Origin of the sequence: Bacillus clarus, assembly GCF_000746925.1 — a bacterium.
Classification (GTDB): Bacteria; Bacillota; Bacilli; order Bacillales; family Bacillaceae_G; genus Bacillus_A; species Bacillus_A clarus.
The window spans coordinates 4,747,179-4,766,386 of sequence record NZ_JMQC01000008.1 but is presented as its reverse complement, the minus strand read 5'-3'; the positions used below and the strand labels follow the sequence as shown (position 1 = coordinate 4,766,386).

Below are 19,208 nucleotides of genomic sequence, written 5' to 3'. Positions count from 1 at the left end.
AAACTCCCCTATTCATAGGGGAGTTTGTTTATTTCGAGTTATTAATATCGTTTACTACTAATTTCTTCTTGCTTAAATAAATTGCTCGATCCGATTTTTTGCAACTTCTTGTGAATGTGGAACAACAATTACACATTTATTTTCTTTATGCGCGAGCTTCTGAAACAACTCAATAATCTCTTTTGCTGCTTCTTCATCAAGGTTTCCTGTTGATTCATCAGCAATAAGTAAATCAACATTGCTAGATAACGCTCGGGCAATTGCTACACGTTATTGTTGTCCACCACTTAGTTGCAGAATATTTCGCTTTGATTCTACTTCTGTAAGTCCTACCTTTTCTAATAATTCTAGTGCTCTGTTCTTTTTAGGTTGATGAAGTCCAAGTTCCTCATTACATATATCTCGCAGAGCATAAGCAATATCTGCAGTGTACCAATAATTTGCACAATCAATTAATGTAAAATTTAACTCTTTTTTATACGTTTTTCATGCGTATGTATGTACATTTTTTTATTTATTAGTTATATTATGGGTATTGAATGATTTCGAAATAAATCTATCGCTTATATAAATCCTTGTATGTATATATCCATGAAAACTACAAAATGTATGAAAATCCATTTGTCAAATGAACTTAATGCGGAAGGAGGTTTGTGGTTTATTCATCGGGATATAATAATCAGTTTTTGAACTGATCAAAATACAGGAGGCGACATGATGTTTCGTACGATTTCAAACTTTATGAGAGTAGCTGAGATAAGAAGGAAAATCCTTTTTACATTAGCGATGTTAATTGTTTTTCGAATTGGCACGTTTATTCCAGTTCCTCATACTAACGCAGAGGTATTAAAAGTACAAGATCAAGCCAACGTTTTAGGCATGCTGAACGTATTTGGCGGAGGAGCACTGCAACACTTCTCAATCTTTGCTGTAGGTATCACACCATATATTACAGCTTCCATCATCGTACAATTATTACAAATGGACGTTGTACCTAAATTTACAGAATGGGCAAAGCAAGGAGAAATGGGCCGCAAAAAGTCAGCTCAATTTACTCGATACTTTACAATCATTCTCGCATTCATACAAGCCATTGGGATGTCTATTGGCTTTAATAATATAGCAGGTGGACAATTAATAACAGATCCAAGCTGGACTACATACTTATTTATTGCTACAGTTTTAACTGCTGGTACTGCATTTTTACTTTGGTTAGGGGAACAAATAACTGCTAACGGCGTAGGTAATGGAATTTCAATGCTTATTTTCGCAGGACTCGTTGCAGCGATTCCAAACGTTGCAAATCAAATTTATTTACAACAATTCCAAAACGCAGGCGATCAGTTATTTATGCATATTGTAAAAATTGTCTTAATTGGATTGGTCATTTTAGCGATTGTTGTCGGTGTTATTTATATACAACAAGCAGTTCGTAAAATACCGATTCAATACGCAAAAGCTGTTACAGGAAACAATCAATATCAAGGAGCAAAAAATACTCATTTACCTCTTAAAGTAAATAGTGCAGGTGTTATTCCTGTAATCTTTGCTTCAGCATTTTTAATGACGCCGCGCACAATTGCACAGCTCTTCCCTGATTCAAGTATATCTAAATGGTTAATTGCGAATCTAGATTTCTCACACCCAATCGGAATGACACTTTATGTCGGTCTTATTGTTGCTTTCACATACTTCTACGCATTTGTTCAAGTAAATCCTGAACAAATGGCTGAGAACTTGAAAAAGCAAAATGGATACGTACCTGGCATTCGCCCAGGTAAATCTACAGAACAGTATGTAACAAAAATTTTATACCGTTTAACATTTATTGGCGCTATTTTCTTAGGGGCAATTTCAATATTGCCACTTTTATTCACAAAAATTGCTACATTACCACCTTCAGCTCAAATTGGTGGTACAAGCTTACTCATCATCGTAGGTGTAGCATTAGAAACGATGAAGACATTAGAAAGTCAGCTTGTGAAGCGTCATTATAAAGGATTTATAAAGAAAGTGAACTAACATGTGAGCATAAAGAAACCCTCTCGTATATACAGCGAGAGGGTTTTGTTATGTACATTACTCATTTGAACTTATACACTATTATATTAATTCTATTGTCATAAATACACTATTTGGATCTTCTTTATATTGTGAGAACGGATTACAATATTGAAACCCCATACTAATATATAATTTTCTAGCTGGTTTAAACGCGTCCATAGAACCTGTTTCTAAGCTTAGTCTCTTATAACCACGGTGCTTTGCTTCTTTCATAATATGTTGGAGCAGTCGTTTTGCAACACCTTTCCTTACATGCAAAGAAGAAGTTTTCATTGATTTAATCTCTCCATGTTGAAGGTCAAGTTCTTTAAGCGCACAGCACCCAACTAAACTACTTCCTTCCCACGCACTCCAAAAAGTGATTTCAGGTTTACGTAACCCCTCTAAATCTAGAGCGTGCCTACTTTCTGGTGGAGAATGTAATGCCATACTTTGCAGGTGATCCATTAATAAATTTTTCACATCAGAATTAGTTAAATCATCTATTTTTATCTCCATAATAATTCCCTTCATATAACTTATTTTCTTATTTCTACGTCAATAACAGAAAAAATATTTCAATATAATATGTAGATTGATTAGTTTTTATAGCTTATATAAATCAAGTGGTTGTATTTGTACAAAACGGTTATTCCATACAGATTCATGGTGTTCTATAATTTGTTTTGCGCTAAGAGTATTACTACTTAACGTACTATGAGCTTCTCTTACTAACAGATTATGTTGGTATCCCTTACTATAAGCAATTCGGATTGTCGTATCTAAACAAAATTCAGTTTGTGCACCCACAAAAATTAATTGTTCCACACCTAGTTTTTGTAACGTTTCTTCTAATACAGTTTGATAGAAGGAATCCCATGTAATTTTCTCAATTACAATGTCATTACTGTCTCGATACAATCCTTTATGTAATTCCCAAGCGTGTTTCCTCTTCGCCATTTCATCTGATGAATTTTGATCTGTATGTTGAATGAAAATAACCGGTATGTCATCTCTTTTTGCCCAATCAATAACCGTATTCACATTTTTAAGTAATTGCTCATGCTGATATAAAGAATTTTTTCCTCTGAGAAAAAAATTCTTGTAAATCGATAACGATCAATACTTGTTTCATATCCATCTCTAACCCTTTTATATGCATATTGTAAAACTGAAAAAGGCCCTAATATATACGGGCCTTTTTATTAACATGACACATAATTATAGCATATAAAAATTGTAATTAATCGTATTTTCAGTTTTTAAACAAAAACATTACACTATTTCTAAATGTAACAGCTAATATATACTACATTTCCTTTTTCAATAACTTACCTTGTTTAAAATACAGCCCAAGTGTAGAACGATTTGCTAAAAATACACCGATTAAAATTAAACAAGCTCCAATTCCCATTGCTGGATTTATCGGTTCACCTAAAATTATATAACCTACAATAACAGCAATTAATGGAGATACATACAACCAAGTTGATGGGAATACTGGATTAGTCTTTGATAAAAGCCAATAATATAAACCATGCCCACCAATTGACCCTACAAATATGAGATATAAAATTGGCCACTGTACACTCCAAGATGTTAATACAGCTGGATTAGGCTGTTCCATTACAACAGATACAATTAATAGCAAGATCCCTCCATAAAACATTTGAATACCGTTAATAAGAAACGGTGATACTCTCGGGAAATCTGAAAGTATTTCTTTTGAATAAATAGAACCAATTCCATAAAACAGCTCCCCCACTAAAATAACAAGGCAAGCGATGCTCCCTATGAATGTAAGTTCTTGATGCATTCCAGGTAAAGAAATACAAAAAACACCTATAAGTGCAATGAGTAATGCAAAGAGTTGCTCTTTTTGTAATTTTGTTTTGTTTCTCCTTGATTGTAATAATAAGATCATCATCGGACCTGTTGCGGAAAGCACTGCTGCTAATCCAGAAGAAATATACTGTTCTGCCCAATACAACGTTGCGAATGTCATAAAAGTTAAACAAAAACCAGCGTACATAATACGTTTTGATAATAAATAAGGCATAACATGCTTTCTCTTTACTTTAAAAATAGTGATAAGAATAAGACCTGCTAACAAGAAACGAATACCAGCTGAAAATAATGGTGGTGTGCCCGCTTCAATCCCGATTTTTATCATTAAAAATGTTGTTCCAAAAATAATACATACTAAAATATAATTAAAAATGACCATTTTGCTTCCTCCTTTTTACTCTTGAAATGAGTATAGAGGATATGGTGTATAACAGTGTATCAACGTATATAACAGTTGAACGAATATGTAGTTGATTACCTGCATCTTTTTCGCTTTAATTGAATTAAAAAGAAAAATGGGTGAATTCATGAAGATTGTACTGCGTAAAGAATCTAACATACCGTATTATCAACAAATCTATATGCAAATTGTTGATAGAGTTCAAAGCGGGATGCTTTTAAATGGCGATTACCTCCCTTCTTTACGTTCGATGGCAGATGATTTACAAATTAGTTTATTAACCGTTCGTAAAGCTTATAAGCAGTTAGAATCAAGAGGTTATATTCGCATCGAACAAGGAAAAGGTGCCTATATACACAAACAGGCGCGGGAAAATTTCAAACCAATTCCGTATCAATGGCAACAAAAGAAATCCATTAATGTTATGCGTTCTCAATATGTAATGAATCAACACCGTAAATATTACGATTTTTCACAAGCGATCCTGTATCCGCGTTTATTACCAAATCCCTTTCTTTCAGATGAGATGCAAAAATTAATCAATAAAGATCAGATGATACTGGCTACTTACGGACCTGTTCAAGGCGATAACGAACTCCGAATTGAAATAGCAAATTACTTAAAAGAGCACCAACAATTCGTTACGGATCCATCTCAATTATTAATTACAAGTGGTGCCCAGCAAGGAATCGATTTAATTGCCCAAACATTATTAAAACCTGGAGATATAGTATTAGTAGAAAGTCCATGTTACGGTGCGGCACTTGATGTATTTGTCAATAAAGGCGTTCAAATAATTCCTGTCGATCTTGATAACCATGGAATTCGCTCAGACTTAATCGATGATATTTGTCAAAGGAAGAATCCTGTCTTGTTATATGTGAATCCTACTTTTCAGAACCCGACAGGTACTGTGATGAGTAAAGAAAGAAGAATGGAACTTATAGAACTAGCAGCATTATATCAATTTTTCATTATGGAAGATGATTCTTTCGGAGAGATTTATTTTGAGGATATTACAATTCCACCTCCTATTAAAAGCTTTGATACAAATGGTCATGTTATATATTTAAAAGGGTTTAGTAAAACATTAGCACCTGGTCTTCGCATCGCGGCGCTTGTAGCTGAAGGTCCTATTTTTGAATGGTTATATGCCGTGAAGGCTTCGATGGATATTGGTAGTCCTTTATTAACACAAAAGGCACTACTTCCCTTTTTACGGGCGGAACGAATGAAAAATCATTTAGAAAAATTACGTACAGCTTTACAAATTAGACGTGATATAACAATTGAAATATTATCTCCGTTAAAAGAAATAGAATTTCAAACACCAAAGGGTGGATTTAACTTATGGGTTACGCTCCCACAATCAATCGACTCTTTTACATTATTACAAAAAGCAAATGAAGTAGATGTTTCTTTTTTACCTGGAACAGCTTGTTTATTAAACCATGAAACAAAATATAATCAATTACGAATTAGTTATTCCATGTTAAATGAAAAAGATATGCTGATTGGTTTAGAGAAATTACATGATACAATAGGTAAATTTATATAGAGGTATCTTCACATGCCCATTAAACTAAGAAAAGCAAGTACCCCAAAACAAAAATTGTACATTTTTTGTTTTGGGGTACTTGCTTCGTTTTATGAACTAGATTCCCATTAGCATTTTGATACTTGTATATACATTTTTTTTGCTGTATACAAAAACCATGCTTTGATATTATCTATAGCATGGTAATTATTTTAACTACTATAATACTACTAAATTGTTAGCTTATTTATTGAACTCATTAACTGGAAGAAATATTCAAGTTTATGAGTCTTATTTAAGTTATACCATGAATGAAGTGTATCTGGTGCAAATACATCTAATTTTTTCAGTACTTCCATCGCAAATTCCAGAGGAGCTACTCCTAATGCAGTAATTAAATTCTCACCAGATGCTACAGGTCCCATTTCATAAAATTTTTCTCCTTTATAATTAGGACAAACCATTTTAATATACTCTAAACTATTACTTGTATGCTTTCTAGAATCTAAGCATCCAAAATTTGCAAGACCCTCAGTTGCACCACAAATTGCAGCAATAATAGTACCAAGCTTTAAGGCCTCACCAACTTTTTTCAAGATAGGTTCATGTATATTTTCGCTCCAGGTATTCCCAATCTGACATAGTATTAAATACATATAGATAAGCTTTTCTTGTTTGCATCGAATAACACTCTAATCATAACTTATATCGTCTATTATAAAGATAACTATTAATTCCAACAATTCTTCAACAAGCGTATACATCAAGAGTTGACCTAATTTTCCTCGAAATATAATCTATCTGTTATTTATAATTGCTTTTCGAGCTTTTTCTGTATCATCAAAGTGAATCGTTTTATTTTTTAAAATTTGATATGTTTCGTGTCCCTTACCCGCAATTAAAACAATATCATTAGAAGCTGCCATTTTTATTGCGCTGTTTATAGCTAATTCACGGTCTGTTTCTACGCTATATTTTAAATTATTACTTTGCAAAATTCCTTTTTCAATATCTTTAATTATTGTCAAAGGATCTTCAGAACGCGGATTATCAGAAGTGATAAATACAAAATCACTATAGCTTCCAGCAATTCTACCCATTATAGGGCGTTTTTTTGTATCTCTATCTCCTCCACAACCGAAAACTGTAATGATTTTACCTTTTGAAAACTCACTAATTGTAGAAAGTACATTTTCTAATGCATCAGGTGTATGAGCATAGTCCACTAATACCAGAAAATCCTGATTTCCGTCTATGATCTCCATTCTACCTTCAATGCTCTTTAAGTTAGATAAACTGTCACTAATGTTTTTAAGAGGGATACCTTCAACCAATGAAGTTGTTATTGCTGCTAATGCATTATAAATATTAAAGCGTCCTACTAGACTAAGATTAACTTCTATTTCTCCATTAAAGGAAGAAACTAAAAATCGAATTCCTTTTGGACTTAAAGTTATATTCTTTGCTTGAACATCCGCTTCATTATTTATTCCGTATGTAATAATTTCAGCGGAAGAAATTTCCTTAAAATAATCTACGGATGAATCGTCTGCATTCAAAATAGCGAATTTTTTATCTGTTGGGGAGAACTTATTTCCTAGTCTTGAAAAAAGAAGACCTTTTACACGCCTATACTCTTCAAACGTTCCATGATAATCTAAATGATCTTGAGTTAAGTTTGTGAAAACAGCTGTTTTAAATATACATTCTCCTATTAAGTTTAACATTTTATATTATGTTGATGGTTTAAAATTCCAAATTAACTGAACAAAAACATTTATTATCACTTTAAATAAACATGAATAAATAAAAGAGCACTTGTTTCCGCAAGTGCTCTTTTAGGGATTTTGAGATACCCTATTAACGAAAGTTAATGTTACTAAAAAGGTTAAATGGGTATTAATAATATATGCTTGTCCTTTTTATTTGTGCATAATCTATATATAAAAATTGTAATTAGTATCTACAAACTTATCTTTTATAAGATCTTCAAAACATCTAATACTTTCGTTAAATTTTGGTACCAATTAATATTCTTCAACTTTTTTGCTATTTTTATAACGATATTATTAAATATTCCAGGAGCTAATCGAGGTATTACCGCATTTCTATAATCAACTTCCGTTTTTATATTTCTTTACTAAGTCTTGCAGTATACTGCTGTCGGTTTTATGATTTAGCTGTGTTTTATAGTAATATTATAATTTCATATAATTTTTTACCATTTATATATGTGAATTTAAAATAAAGTTGCACCGTTTTAAAAAAAGATGAACCGCAATCTTCAATATAATCTCAAAGGGATTTCGGGTTTTTTATTGAACTAAGGCAAGGAGCTTAATTCAAAACCTATTTCAAAGCTAAATCTAATGTAGATAATCATTAGACTAAATCTTTATTTATAACAACGACGATTCAATCAATTTCATAATTTGTTGTTTTGTCTGGCTCAAATAGTTTCTTCTTTTAGAAGAAATTAATAATCCTATAGGCATTTGGGGATCAAATCCCTTAACCTCAAATGATATATTACTTTGTTCTAAACTAGTTCCCTTAGGGATAATGCCTATTGCATTTCCAAAAACCATTTGTGGAATGAGATGTAATGCACTACAATTGTAGACTCTTTTAAAGGATAAGTTGTTTTCTGATAAGAAAGCATTCACAGATTGAGAATAATAACAACTATTCTCTCCAATTAAAATAGGGTAATTAGTGATATCAGATATTTCAACTGACCCTTTTTCTAATATTGGATGATGAGGATTATTGACAATAAATTCGATTTGTTCTTTACAAAGTGGAGTGAAATTCAGATTGGAACTATTTTTGTTGTTTCCACAAACAGCAAAATCGAGCTTATTTTGATCGATCATTTGTGATAAAAGCGCTGTATTTCCCATGACAAAATCACAATGTATGTACGGTTTCTCATTGTTTAAATATTTTAATATAGACGGGATTAATTTTTTAGCAACAGATTCTGTTAGTCCTATTTTTAATGTTCCTTTCTCCTCACTGCTTATACGCTGCGCTTGAGTTATTGAATAATCCCAATGCATTAACAAGTTATCTACTTCTTCTACAAATAAAGTACCTTCATCTGTTAATCTGGCATCCCATCCTCGTTCAAATAGAAGAAATCCTAGTTCCTTTTCTAGTTTTTTTATATGTGTTGTTACGGTTGACTGAGCATAGTTTAATTTTTTTGCCGCAAGTGAAAAAGTTCCTTCTTCGACAATCGTTTTAAATGTATTTAACTCTTTTATTTCCATTTTGACACCTCATCTTTATCGATTTTATTGATAATCTTATGGTTTATTTTCAATTATACAAATCAAAGTCGTGGAAGTAAAATAAGGTTATAAGAAAGGGAGTGAATATATGCCGTTTGTCCATGTTTATTATCGAGAAGGTCTATTGAATAAAGAAGAGTTAAAAAAGGTAAGCAATAGTATTCATCATTCATTAATTGAACATTTTAAAATTCCAGAAGATGATTATTTTCACATGTGTTTACCCTATCCATCGAATCAATTTTTTTACGATCCATATTATCTCTTAGAAGAAGAGAAAAAGAGATCAGATAAAACGATACATATTTCTATTACATGTGCGCCAGGAAGAACAATAAATCAGAAAAGGAATTTGTATCAATCCATCTCGGAAGCTTTTTATCATCATTTAAACATCTCTACAACTGATATTTTTATTACATTAAACGAGTCATCTGCTGAAAACTGGTCATTTGGTCAAGGAATAGCACAAATGGTTAATACGAAGGAGGAAAAAGAATAGTGAATGATCGTATCGAATCCAATATACCAAAGAAAATGAGAGATATTGCTCCCGATTTTGTTGATTACGGTGAAAACATATTATTTGAAAGAGTATGGAAAGATCCTACTTTAACATCAAAAGAAAGAAGTTTATGTACACTATCTGCTCTAATTAGTATTGGCAATACTGAACAACTACCATTTCATCTACAATTAGCTGAAAAAAATGGAATTAACGAAAAGGAAATTATTGCTTTGATAACACATATGGCCTTCTACGTTGGATGGCCTAAAGCAGCTGCAGCGCTAAACGTAATACTGAGTAAAAAATGACCATATGATATCTCTTTAAAGCATCTATTTAACAGGAAACGCTAATATCAAACTATGTAAGAATCGTTTAGAATTACAGGAAATACTCCTAGCTTCTCAAATGATTTTTTTACAAATCCTTTCAAATCATTGCCTATACACTCCTATTAAGTTTAACATTTTATAGTATATTGATAATTTAAAATTCGGAATTAACTGAATAAAAATATTTATTATCACTTTAAATATACATAAAAAAATAAAAGAGCACTTGTTTTCGCAAGTGCTCTTGCTAGGGAGTTTGAGATATCCTATTAACGAAAATTAAGGTTACTTAAAAAGTTGATTGAATCTAAATAATATTTGCTTGTCTTTTTATTTGTGCATAATCTAGATATATAATTTTTGTCGTAAACAATTATTTTTTCATATTATATTGATTTAGTATCTTTTCTAGCATTTCCAAAGTAATCGGTTGTGCCTTAGTAGTTAGTTGATACCCAATACGTCCGTTCGTTTCTACTGTTGCTTGTTGTAAATTCGTTATATCATGAATACCTTTTTCTCTCAAATGCATAAATAATTGTTGTTCCGACATTTTTGCACGTAACAAATTCTTTGTTAAAATTTCTCCATTTTCTATAACAACAATGCTATTTCCATTTAAAAATCCTTCTACTTTTCGTGATTTCAATTCAAAAAAGTGAATGATAAGTAAAACACTCGCAAAAATAAACGCAGCAAAAATAGATGGGACTACTTTCCTGCTTAATACAGGCTCTACAATAATTCGTCCTATAGAAACAACGATAATAATTTCAGCTCTCGTCATTTGGCTAACAGATTTACTACCTGTTAATTTCAAAACAAGAATGCCAGTAAAAATTAAAATAATACTTTCAAAAAGAATATGCATGTAAGTCCAATCCTTTAATGGTAGTGTACGACTAGTATTCCCATTAAAGGATTACTTTTATTATTTCATCCTATTTATACATTCACCATATTCTTAAACTCTTCAGTCCATGAAGGATATAGAGGTATCCACCCATACTCTTTACGTGCCTTACTATTTGAAGCTCCGCGCTCCCAACTGTTTCTGCCTATTTTAACATTTGGCTTCGGCGCACCAAGTATAGCTGCATAAACAGGTAACCAAATTTTACTAGCTGCTGGATAATCATCTACAATATTCACTGCCCCTGATGGCCAATTCAGAGCTAACACAGCGGCCCGAGCTGCGTCTTCCACATGTATAAAAGAACTTATACCATCGGTCGCTACAACCTCTTTATTGTGAACTTGATTCGCAATGACTCCATTTTCTTCATACCATGTTCCTGGTCCATAAAGCGTGCCATAACGTAGGATAACAAATTCAGGTATTTCAGAAATAGCTTCTTCTAATTTCACTATGCCATTAATGGTGACTTGTCGAGGCATAAGAGCAGAAATATCTAGTATATCTGTCTCTGTCGCAGGTATATCTCCTGATTCGTAGGCCCAAGAAATACTTTGAACGATTATTTTCTTTACACCTACATTTTTTGCAGCATCAACAAGGTTTCGTGTACCCTCTATTCGGATTCTAGCATTATCCTCTAAACTCCAAGCTGATAATGCTGTTAATTGATGAATGACTACATCTGGTTTTGCTTCTTCTAATGCAGAGAATACTTCTTTACGGTTAAACACATCCGCTATTAGCGGTAAAACACCAATTTTCTTCAGTGTCTCTACTTGCGATCCATTACGAATCATTGCATATACAGTATGCCCCTCTTTTAATAACATTGGTATTAAAGAGCGTCCTATTACACCTGTTGCACCTGCTACAAAAATCTTCATACGTATTCCTCCTCATTATGAATGTCATAAATAAGACGAAGTACTTCTGTAATGCGTGACAAGTATGGAGAAATATTTTGTCTACATGTTATATTAATAGCACACTAAAGCTTTTAAAGGAGAGGTTAGCTCTTTTTCATGTAATACTTCTGTAATGTTAAAAGAGCATTGTACATCATGTATTTGAAACTAAAATCTACAATAATAAACTATCTACAAAATGTTTACTAGGATTCAGATAAAAATTTAATAATAGAAGTGACTCCCCAAATGAAAGTCGCAAATGGAGTAATGATATACATAGTAAATTCAAAAGCAGTCAGCTTTCTCTCTCGTTTTATATTCTTTAAATACCTATAAAAGCAAAATGAACATAAAAGCATAAGTAATATAGACATTTGGTGTAAATCTTCTATTATACGAACTGCCATATGCTTCATCCCCCCGTATAAACTATACTTTAAGAATACTATCAAATAGGGATTAATTACCATTACCTTTACGGAAAATCTATAATATTTAAAATACATTAATTAAAAAAGATTAACTTTGATTTAAAACATTCTCCTCGAAGTATTTTCCCCAATCCGATCTTCTTCCATCTATATCTGTAAATCCATACTCCCTTGCTAATTCCCACGAACTAAGTGCTCGGCCTTTTTTCCCATGAACGCTTGGATCACTTGCTAAAGCTGCAATCGCTCGTCCAATAAAGAAAGGAGTCTCAGATGCAATAAAATGAGGATCTTTTTTTGCTCCTTCTTGCCAATTCTCCTCGGTTACACCAAATATATCTAACATCGCTTCGGAACGAAGAAATCCTGGGCTAACCGCAACAGCTGTAATATTATGCATCTCTAAATCTTTCGCCATAGCCTCTGCTAAATGAATTGTTGTGACTTTTGCTAAACTATAGTATAAGTTACCGCGATATTGATAATCGACACCGTCTGTAATTTCAATCACAAGTCCCTTCTTATTTTTCACCATTAATGGTACACCGTAATAACTCGTCATCATATGGGAATGAACTGCTCTTTGCTGCATTAATAATCCGTTATGTAAATCGTGTTCCCAGAAAGTTTTCCCCCATTCAGTTAAAGGATCACCGCCCCAAACATCATTTACTAATATATCAAGCTGACCATTTTGTTCTTCTTGAATCTTTGTAAATAATGCTTTAATATCTTCTTCTACCGTATGATCAACACGAACCGTAATTCCCCTACCGCCTTGCTTTGTAACAAGCTCTGCGGTTTCTTCAATCGTTTCTGTTCGTCCCATTGATGATAAATCTTCCTGTTACATATACAGTTGCGCCAGCTTCACCAAGCATCATCGCAATTCCTCTTCCAGCACCTCGTGTTGCCCCAGCTACAACTGCACCTTTTCCTTGTAATGGTTTCATATCATTCTCCTTAATTTTTATTATCAAGCTTAATTATTTTTGGTATATGCTCACTATCATATTTTTTCGTATAGATTTCTCCATCTGGAGTAACAAATTGTAACGTGATTTCACCACAAACGCCATTAATAATTTCAAATTCACCTTGTAGATTTGAAATAGCGCGTTCCTTACTTTTAACGAAATCTTCGTAAATTCTCACATTAGATATAGGTTCGTTGTTATGATCCACTACAACACCTCTCGTATACATAGCAACTGCTATACATTCGTCACTTTCTTTATTATATATAGTAATTGCAATCGCTCCAATTACTATAGCAATACATACAAACAAGGCTCTTATTTTTCGCTTCATAACAAACCTCCTTATACGTATTATTCTTTTTTGAAATGAAAATCTAGACGCCCCAGTCGTTTTACTTCCTCAATTACTTTGTGAATACCTTCTTCAATCTTATCCTCCTTTATATTCGATACGTTTAACTTTAACAGCCTTTTTTTATGAAAATCCTTTAAATAATTTTTATCAATAGAATCGATACTTATTTGATTTTCCCTTAATTTTTTTATAAGTGTTTCCGTAATTATGTTTTTCTGCATTTCTAAACAAGTGTGTATTCCAAGTTTGTTCCGCTCATTATATATAAATAAAAACGGGTTTTCATTTTGTATCTTTTCTAATGCTTCTGCTAGTTTTTTTGATCTATTATAGTAGGATGATTTAATTTTATTTTTATGACGTTCAAACATACCGCTCTTTATATAAATTTCTAACGCAGCTTGAGAAATCATTGGACTATCAATATCTAATATCTTTTTATATTTATGGAAATTATTTGCGATAGATAGTGGAATGACTGCAACTCCAACTCGTAAACCTGGAAAAATAATCTTTGAGTAACTTTTCAAATATATAACATGTTTACAATTATCATGGCTATATAATGGATTCACTTTTGAATCGTTTTCTAAGTCTGCTAAATAATCATCTTCCACTATAAATACATTATATTGCTTAGCCAATCGAACGATTTTTTCTTTCTCATCCATAGAATAAGACGTTCCAAGCGGATGGTGATATCTCGGTATGGTATAAAAGAATTTGATTTTTCCTGTTTGGAATATACGTTCCAATTCATACAAATCGATACCTTCATTTGTACGTTTGATACCGATTACAGGAATTTGATTTATTTCTAGATATTCAATATATAGATGATAAGTTGGCTGTTCAATTAATATTGTTTCATTTTCATTCGGAAATGGTATTGAAGTTAATATAGCAAGTGCTTGCTGCACACCTGACGTTATAAATATATTTTCTTCTCTTGTGAAAACTTGATAGTTTGCTAACTGTTTTTGCACAACCGAAATTAAAGATGGTAATCCCTTAGGTGTTCCGTATATAAACAAATCGTTCTTATATGTATCAATCGCTTTATTAATACAATGTTGAAAATCTAAGTATGGAAAAACATCTGGATCTGGGGCTGAAGAAGCGAAATCAATCATCTCGTTATTTTCTATGTAACTCCCAGATTTTTTAACAACGTAGTATCCACTTTGAGGTACAGAATAAATAATATGGCGCTTTTCTAACTCATGAAGCGCCCGTATTATTGTGGCCTTATTACATTCATATTGCGCAACGAGTGATCGAATAGACGGTAATTTCTTCCCTTCTTTTATCTCTCCATTTTGAATCATGCTTTCTAAGTCGTTTAAAACATGTAAATACTTATACATTATTACACCTCCTATATTTAATTTGTACCGGTACAGTTTACATTTGTTCACATTGTAGCACTAGATCAGAAAGATTACCATGTACGTATACTGGCCAGTAAGAAATCAACTATATTGAGGTGGAATTATGCAAAATACGACAAAGGCATATTTATCAGCATTACTCTATTCATTTATTATTGGATTCTCATTTCTGTTTGTGAAATTAGCATTAACAGTTACAAGCCCTCTGGATACACTGGCTCACCGTTTTACAGTCGCTTTCGTAATAGCGACCATTCCGATTATTTTCGGTTTTGTAAAGTTAAATATATCATTTAAAAACATACTCGCCCTTTTGCCACTTGCAATATTTTATCCAGCATTATTCTTTGCATTCCAAGCATTCGGTTTAGTGTATACAAGTTCATCTGAAGCTGGAATTATACAAGCTGCTATCCCTATATTTACGATGATACTAGCTTCATATGTTTTAAAAGAGTATACGAATACATGGCAAAAAACATCTGTACTTATTTCTGTCATCGGTGTCATTTATATATTTATCATGAATGGTATAGGTGCTCATGAAACTAGTTTCATCGGTGTTATTCTCATTTTATTATCTGCGTTATCATCTGCTTTTTATAATGTGTTAGCTCGAAAAATGACCAAGAAATTCAAGCTAATGGACTTAACTTACACGATGACAGCAATCGGTTTTATTACTTTTAATTTTATCGCTATCGTTGACCATATAAACAAAGGGACAATAACTGTATACTTCCAACCATTTACGAACGGAACATTCCTTATCTCCATTTTATATTTAGGTTTACTATCATCCTTGCTGACAGCATTATTATTAAATTATTCATTATCTTATATTGAAGCAGCTAAGATAAGTGTTTTCAGCAACTTATCTACTCTTATCACAATTATCGCCGGGGTTATTTTTTTGCACGAGCAAATCGCCTACTATCATATCATTGGTACAATTGTAATTGTTCTTGGGGTAATAGGTACAAACTTTTTGGGTGAAAAAGGAATCATAGCAAAAAAGAAGAATATCTCCATGAATAAATAAAAAGTGAGGGATATATAATGCAGCGCTTAAATATGATTGATATTGGTAATGTACTGGAATTAGAAAAAGCTCTTTCCGCTTTATTAGATATACCGATTTCTTCAAAGCTAGACCTTGAAAACTGGTTAAAAGAGCAATCTAAATTAATTTGGGAAATCGAAGAACAGCTAAGATCTCATTATATTGCTTTTCAATGTAAGACAGATAATCAGGAGATTAAAGATACGTTTGAATACGACCAGCAGCACGTAAGACCACTTTTAAAACGTTATCAAAATTTATATGATAATAAATACTTAGAATCACCTTTTCGAATGGAATTAGATTCTAAAGTATATGGCTTGTTAGATACTAAAATACAAAATGCTCAAACGTTATTTTGTGAGAAAAATATTGAATTAGAAATTAAAGAGGATAAATTTGTAACAGCGTATTTCGAAATCACAGGGGGTTTAACTGCAATATGGGATGGCGAAGAAAAAACGATAACTGAATTACAATCATATTTACAAGATCCAAATCGAGATACGCGCAAAAAAGCAAAAACACTTATCTCAGAACAGTTTTTATCTGTTGAAAAAGATTTACAACAGATTTTAAATGAATTAATTATAATCCGTCATCAAAAGGCAAAAAACATTCAATTAGGTAATTATCGTGATTATATGTTTAAGAAATATGAGCGCTTTGATTATACGCCTGGTGATTGCTATGAACTAGCCGAATCAATGCGTAAGTATGTTGTGCCACTTAAAGATAAAATATTACATGAGAAAAAAGAGAAACTTCAAGTAGATACACTTCGTCCGTGGGATGTAGCAGCTGTGGCGCCGAATCAAAAAATGCTAAAACCTATTGGAAACGAAAAAGAATTAATCGAAAAAAGCACTTACATCTTCGACAAACTAGACCGTGAATTTTCCAGCTTATTAAATCATATGCATAAAAATAACTGCTTAGATTTAGGAAGTCGTAAAGGGAAAGCTGCTGGTGGCTTTTGTGAGTACTTACCGGCTTCTCAACTATCTTTTATTTTTATGAACCTTAATTATACACAAGATGATATTCTTACTTTTATACACGAAATGGGTCATAGCATTCATAACGAGTGTATAAAAGGGCTGGAACTACGACAATATAAAGAAATCCCCGCTGAAACAGCTGAACTAGCTAGTATGACAATGGAATTATTTTCAGTAGAATACTGGGATACTTTTTATAAAGACGCAGAAGATTTGAAGCAAGCAAAAATCGAATTCTTTAAAAGTGTTATTATGTATTTACCTAACATGCTTATCGTTGATCAGTTTCAGCACTGGCTATATGAAAACCCTAAGCATACTTCTGGGGAAAGAAATAAAAAGTACTTAGATTTGCAGAAAACTTATCAATCTAACGTAGTACATATAGATGGTTATGAAAACTGGTTAGCAACTGGTTGGTTACCTGTACTACATATTTTCGAAGTACCATTCTATTATATCGAATATGCAATCGCACAACTTGGTGCGCTGCAAATGTATAAACAATATAAAGATAACCCTAAACAAGCACTAGAAAATTATAAAAAAGCTCTATCTCTAGGTAGCTCAAAATCTATAAAAGAAGTATATGGCACAGCTGGCATTCGCTTTGATTTTTCAGGTGATACAATAAAAGAATTGATGGCATTTGTAGAAGATGAATTGGAGTTACTTGAACGAATATAATTTAAAAGATGCACCTATTATATTAGGTGCATCTTTTTACTGTTTTCTCTTCGGATCAAACGGGCTTTTCATTTTGTTTTATTAATAAGTTCTATATATTGTGAATCTCCATAACCTATTGTTGGGAAAAGATCGAATAACCTTTTAATTAGTTCGGATGTTGATAAATCTTTATTTTTTGAAATGTACTTTATTACTGCATTATTTTCTTTTAACATATTTTGATTCGTTGTTTGTGCCAATTCGAACCACCTTTTGTACGTCTAGACAGAATACGCTGTGCATGAGCGAGCTTCTTCTCTAATATACGAAACCATTTCGGATTGTGAAACACCTCACCCGTTGAGAGAATGGCAAAGGTTTTCACACCAACATCCACACCAACAGATGAACCTGTCTTAGGCAGTTCTTGTACTTCCACTTCGGCAAGAATCGAGACAAAATATTTTCCACTTGGATTCCTTCTTACAGTAGCGCTCAGAATTCTTCCTTCTACTTCGCGACTTTTAGCAAATGTGAAAAGGCCAAGTTTAGGTAACTTCAATTTATTATCCATAACCGCCATATTCCCATTCGTGTGCTTTGTTGTATGCGATTGGACTTTATTCTTTTTAGACTTAAACCTGGGTGCTTTATTTTGTTTTTTGAAGAAGCGTGAATAAGAGTCCGTGAGGTTCTGGAGAGAAGATTGCAGAGCCGTGCTGTCCACTTCTTTTAACCATACAAATTCTTTCTTAAGCGTAGGTAATTGCGAAGAACAAGTGCCATAGGTTAATCCTTTCCCTGTTTCTTTATATACATCATTCCATTTTGTCAAAAAGTAATTGAATACAAAACGCGAGCAACCGATTGTTTTCGCAATGCGTATTTTTTGTTCTGTATTAGGATAGATACGGAACTTATACGCTTTATGGACGAGCACCACTTTCACCCCATTTCCTATTTTGGGTTTCCTACATACTTTTTCATGACACTTATGAGAACGATATCAGAATGTAGCAGAAAAAAATACTTCTCTCGTATCATTTCTTCTTTTTTTGTAGAAAGTCCTTTTTCATCCTTCAAAAATGTATACGTACAGATAGACTTTTATAATGGAAGCATTTCGTATATTTTAGAATGCTTCCTACTATCCCGTTTACCTTCTATACAAATTGATTCTGTTACCTCGTAGCAAATCTTCAACAAGAAGAATCTTTAGGCTTTTACCTAACCGCCATTCATCTCCCACCTACTCATCGGACCATGTCCTATTCATTCCTTGAGGTGAGAGTCTTCTGTCGGGAAATGATAAATTTCGTTATTTATTTTTTAACTCTTGTAATTACCATTTTCCCCCTTATACAATTCGATTCGTATCATCTTTAAAGCCGATACAAATTTATAGTATCTTAATGGTAATGGGACAAGGCTCCATTATGTTAAATAATATAATGACACAATTGACAAAATACACGATATTGTTATAATAATAAATTGTTACATAGGTAACAAAATAATGTTTTTCAG

Annotated in this window: 15 protein-coding genes and 6 pseudogenes; 6 read left to right on the top strand and 15 right to left on the bottom strand. The window is 32.5% G+C overall.

What is annotated here, in order from left to right:
• Positions 1-28 precede the first annotated feature (28 nt).
• Positions 29-372 (bottom strand): annotated as a pseudogene (locus tag DJ93_RS34030) (ATP-binding cassette domain-containing protein); the annotation flags it as partial.
• 345 nt (positions 373-717) lie between these two features.
• On the opposite strand from DJ93_RS34030, the gene secY reads away from it, so the two are divergent.
• Positions 718-2,022, top strand: a complete 1,305-nt coding sequence (gene secY / locus DJ93_RS25300) for a preprotein translocase subunit SecY (protein ID WP_042983812.1) — start codon at positions 718-720, stop codon at positions 2,020-2,022.
• Between the two features lie 81 nt (positions 2,023-2,103).
• On the opposite strand, the gene DJ93_RS25295 is transcribed toward secY, so the two are convergent.
• The 3 genes from DJ93_RS25295 to DJ93_RS25285 all read right to left on the bottom strand — a co-directional run bounded on the left by DJ93_RS25295 (position 2,104) and on the right by DJ93_RS25285 (position 4,270).
• Complete coding sequence (locus tag DJ93_RS25295) at positions 2,104-2,562, bottom strand: GNAT family N-acetyltransferase (protein WP_042983811.1); 459 nt, start codon at positions 2,560-2,562, stop codon at positions 2,104-2,106.
• A gap of 87 nt (positions 2,563-2,649) precedes the next feature.
• A complete protein-coding gene (locus DJ93_RS25290; protein WP_310593264.1) occupies positions 2,650-3,087 on the bottom strand; it encodes an isochorismatase family protein in 438 nt (145 codons plus the stop codon).
• 265 nt (positions 3,088-3,352) lie between these two features.
• Positions 3,353-4,270 (bottom strand): DMT family transporter, encoded by a 918-nt coding sequence (locus tag DJ93_RS25285; RefSeq protein WP_042983809.1) that lies wholly within the window; start codon positions 4,268-4,270, stop codon positions 3,353-3,355.
• Between the two features lie 148 nt (positions 4,271-4,418).
• Between DJ93_RS25285 and pdxR the strand changes: the two genes are divergently transcribed.
• Positions 4,419-5,849: a MocR-like pyridoxine biosynthesis transcription factor PdxR gene (pdxR, locus tag DJ93_RS25280; protein WP_042983808.1), complete on the top strand. Its 1,431-nt coding sequence runs from the start codon at positions 4,419-4,421 to the stop codon at positions 5,847-5,849.
• Between the two features lie 209 nt (positions 5,850-6,058).
• On the opposite strand, the pseudogene DJ93_RS25275 reads toward pdxR, so the two are convergent.
• From DJ93_RS25275 to DJ93_RS25265, 3 genes and pseudogenes are all read right to left on the bottom strand, one after another.
• Positions 6,059-6,478 (bottom strand): annotated as a pseudogene (locus DJ93_RS25275) (DJ-1/PfpI family protein); the annotation flags it as partial.
• 147 nt (positions 6,479-6,625) lie between these two features.
• A pseudogene (locus tag DJ93_RS25270) lies at positions 6,626-7,534 on the bottom strand (UDP-N-acetylmuramoyl-L-alanyl-D-glutamate--2,6-diaminopimelate ligase); the annotation flags it as partial.
• Positions 7,535-8,227: 693 nt separating this feature from the next.
• Entirely contained in the window at positions 8,228-9,103 is an 876-nt protein-coding gene (locus DJ93_RS25265) for a LysR family transcriptional regulator (protein ID WP_042983807.1), read from the bottom strand.
• Positions 9,104-9,212: 109 nt separating this feature from the next.
• Between DJ93_RS25265 and DJ93_RS25260 the strand changes: the two genes are divergently transcribed.
• Both DJ93_RS25260 and DJ93_RS25255 read left to right on the top strand, forming a co-directional pair.
• Entirely contained in the window at positions 9,213-9,626 is a 414-nt protein-coding gene (locus DJ93_RS25260) for a tautomerase family protein (protein WP_042983806.1), read from the top strand.
• Complete coding sequence (locus DJ93_RS25255; protein WP_042983805.1) at positions 9,626-9,940, top strand: carboxymuconolactone decarboxylase family protein; 315 nt, start codon at positions 9,626-9,628, stop codon at positions 9,938-9,940. Before DJ93_RS25260 ends, DJ93_RS25255 begins: the two co-directional genes overlap by 1 nt.
• Positions 9,941-10,337: 397 nt before the next feature.
• Here the strand turns inward: DJ93_RS25255 and DJ93_RS25250 are convergent, their stop codons facing one another.
• From DJ93_RS25250 to DJ93_RS25225, 6 genes and pseudogenes are all read right to left on the bottom strand, one after another.
• The gene (locus tag DJ93_RS25250) at positions 10,338-10,835 is read right to left on the bottom strand and encodes a DUF421 domain-containing protein (protein ID WP_042983804.1); all 498 of its coding nucleotides are present in this window, start codon (positions 10,833-10,835) and stop codon (positions 10,338-10,340) included.
• Positions 10,836-10,909: 74 nt separating this feature from the next.
• Positions 10,910-11,767: an NAD-dependent epimerase/dehydratase family protein gene (locus DJ93_RS25245; protein ID WP_042983803.1), complete on the bottom strand. Its 858-nt coding sequence runs from the start codon at positions 11,765-11,767 to the stop codon at positions 10,910-10,912.
• A 227-nt stretch (positions 11,768-11,994) separates the two neighbouring features.
• A complete protein-coding gene (locus DJ93_RS25240; protein WP_042983802.1) occupies positions 11,995-12,198 on the bottom strand; it encodes a hypothetical protein in 204 nt (67 codons plus the stop codon).
• Positions 12,199-12,310: 112 nt separating this feature from the next.
• Positions 12,311-13,175, bottom strand: a pseudogene (locus DJ93_RS25235) (SDR family oxidoreductase).
• Positions 13,176-13,185: 10 nt separating this feature from the next.
• Entirely contained in the window at positions 13,186-13,533 is a 348-nt protein-coding gene (locus tag DJ93_RS25230) for a peptidase associated/transthyretin-like domain-containing protein (RefSeq protein ID WP_042983801.1), read from the bottom strand.
• Positions 13,534-13,553: 20 nt separating this feature from the next.
• Complete coding sequence (locus tag DJ93_RS25225; RefSeq protein ID WP_042983800.1) at positions 13,554-14,924, bottom strand: aminotransferase-like domain-containing protein; 1,371 nt, start codon at positions 14,922-14,924, stop codon at positions 13,554-13,556.
• 127 nt (positions 14,925-15,051) lie between these two features.
• Here DJ93_RS25225 and DJ93_RS25220 point away from each other — a divergent pair, with 127 nt between their 5' ends.
• Together DJ93_RS25220 and DJ93_RS25215 are read left to right on the top strand one after the other, a co-directional pair.
• A complete protein-coding gene (locus DJ93_RS25220; protein ID WP_042983799.1) occupies positions 15,052-15,990 on the top strand; it encodes a DMT family transporter in 939 nt (312 codons plus the stop codon).
• A gap of 17 nt (positions 15,991-16,007) precedes the next feature.
• The gene (locus tag DJ93_RS25215) at positions 16,008-17,699 is read left to right on the top strand and encodes a M3 family oligoendopeptidase (RefSeq protein ID WP_042983798.1); all 1,692 of its coding nucleotides are present in this window, start codon (positions 16,008-16,010) and stop codon (positions 17,697-17,699) included.
• A gap of 68 nt (positions 17,700-17,767) precedes the next feature.
• On the opposite strand, the pseudogene DJ93_RS31370 reads toward DJ93_RS25215, so the two are convergent.
• Together DJ93_RS31370 and DJ93_RS25210 are read right to left on the bottom strand one after the other, a co-directional pair.
• Positions 17,768-17,917, bottom strand: a pseudogene (locus tag DJ93_RS31370) (AraC family transcriptional regulator); the annotation flags it as partial.
• Positions 17,917-18,621: pseudogene (locus DJ93_RS25210) on the bottom strand (RNA-guided endonuclease TnpB family protein); the annotation flags it as partial. The pseudogenes DJ93_RS25210 and DJ93_RS31370, both read right to left, overlap by 1 nt.
• Between the last annotated feature and the right edge of the window lie 587 nt (positions 18,622-19,208).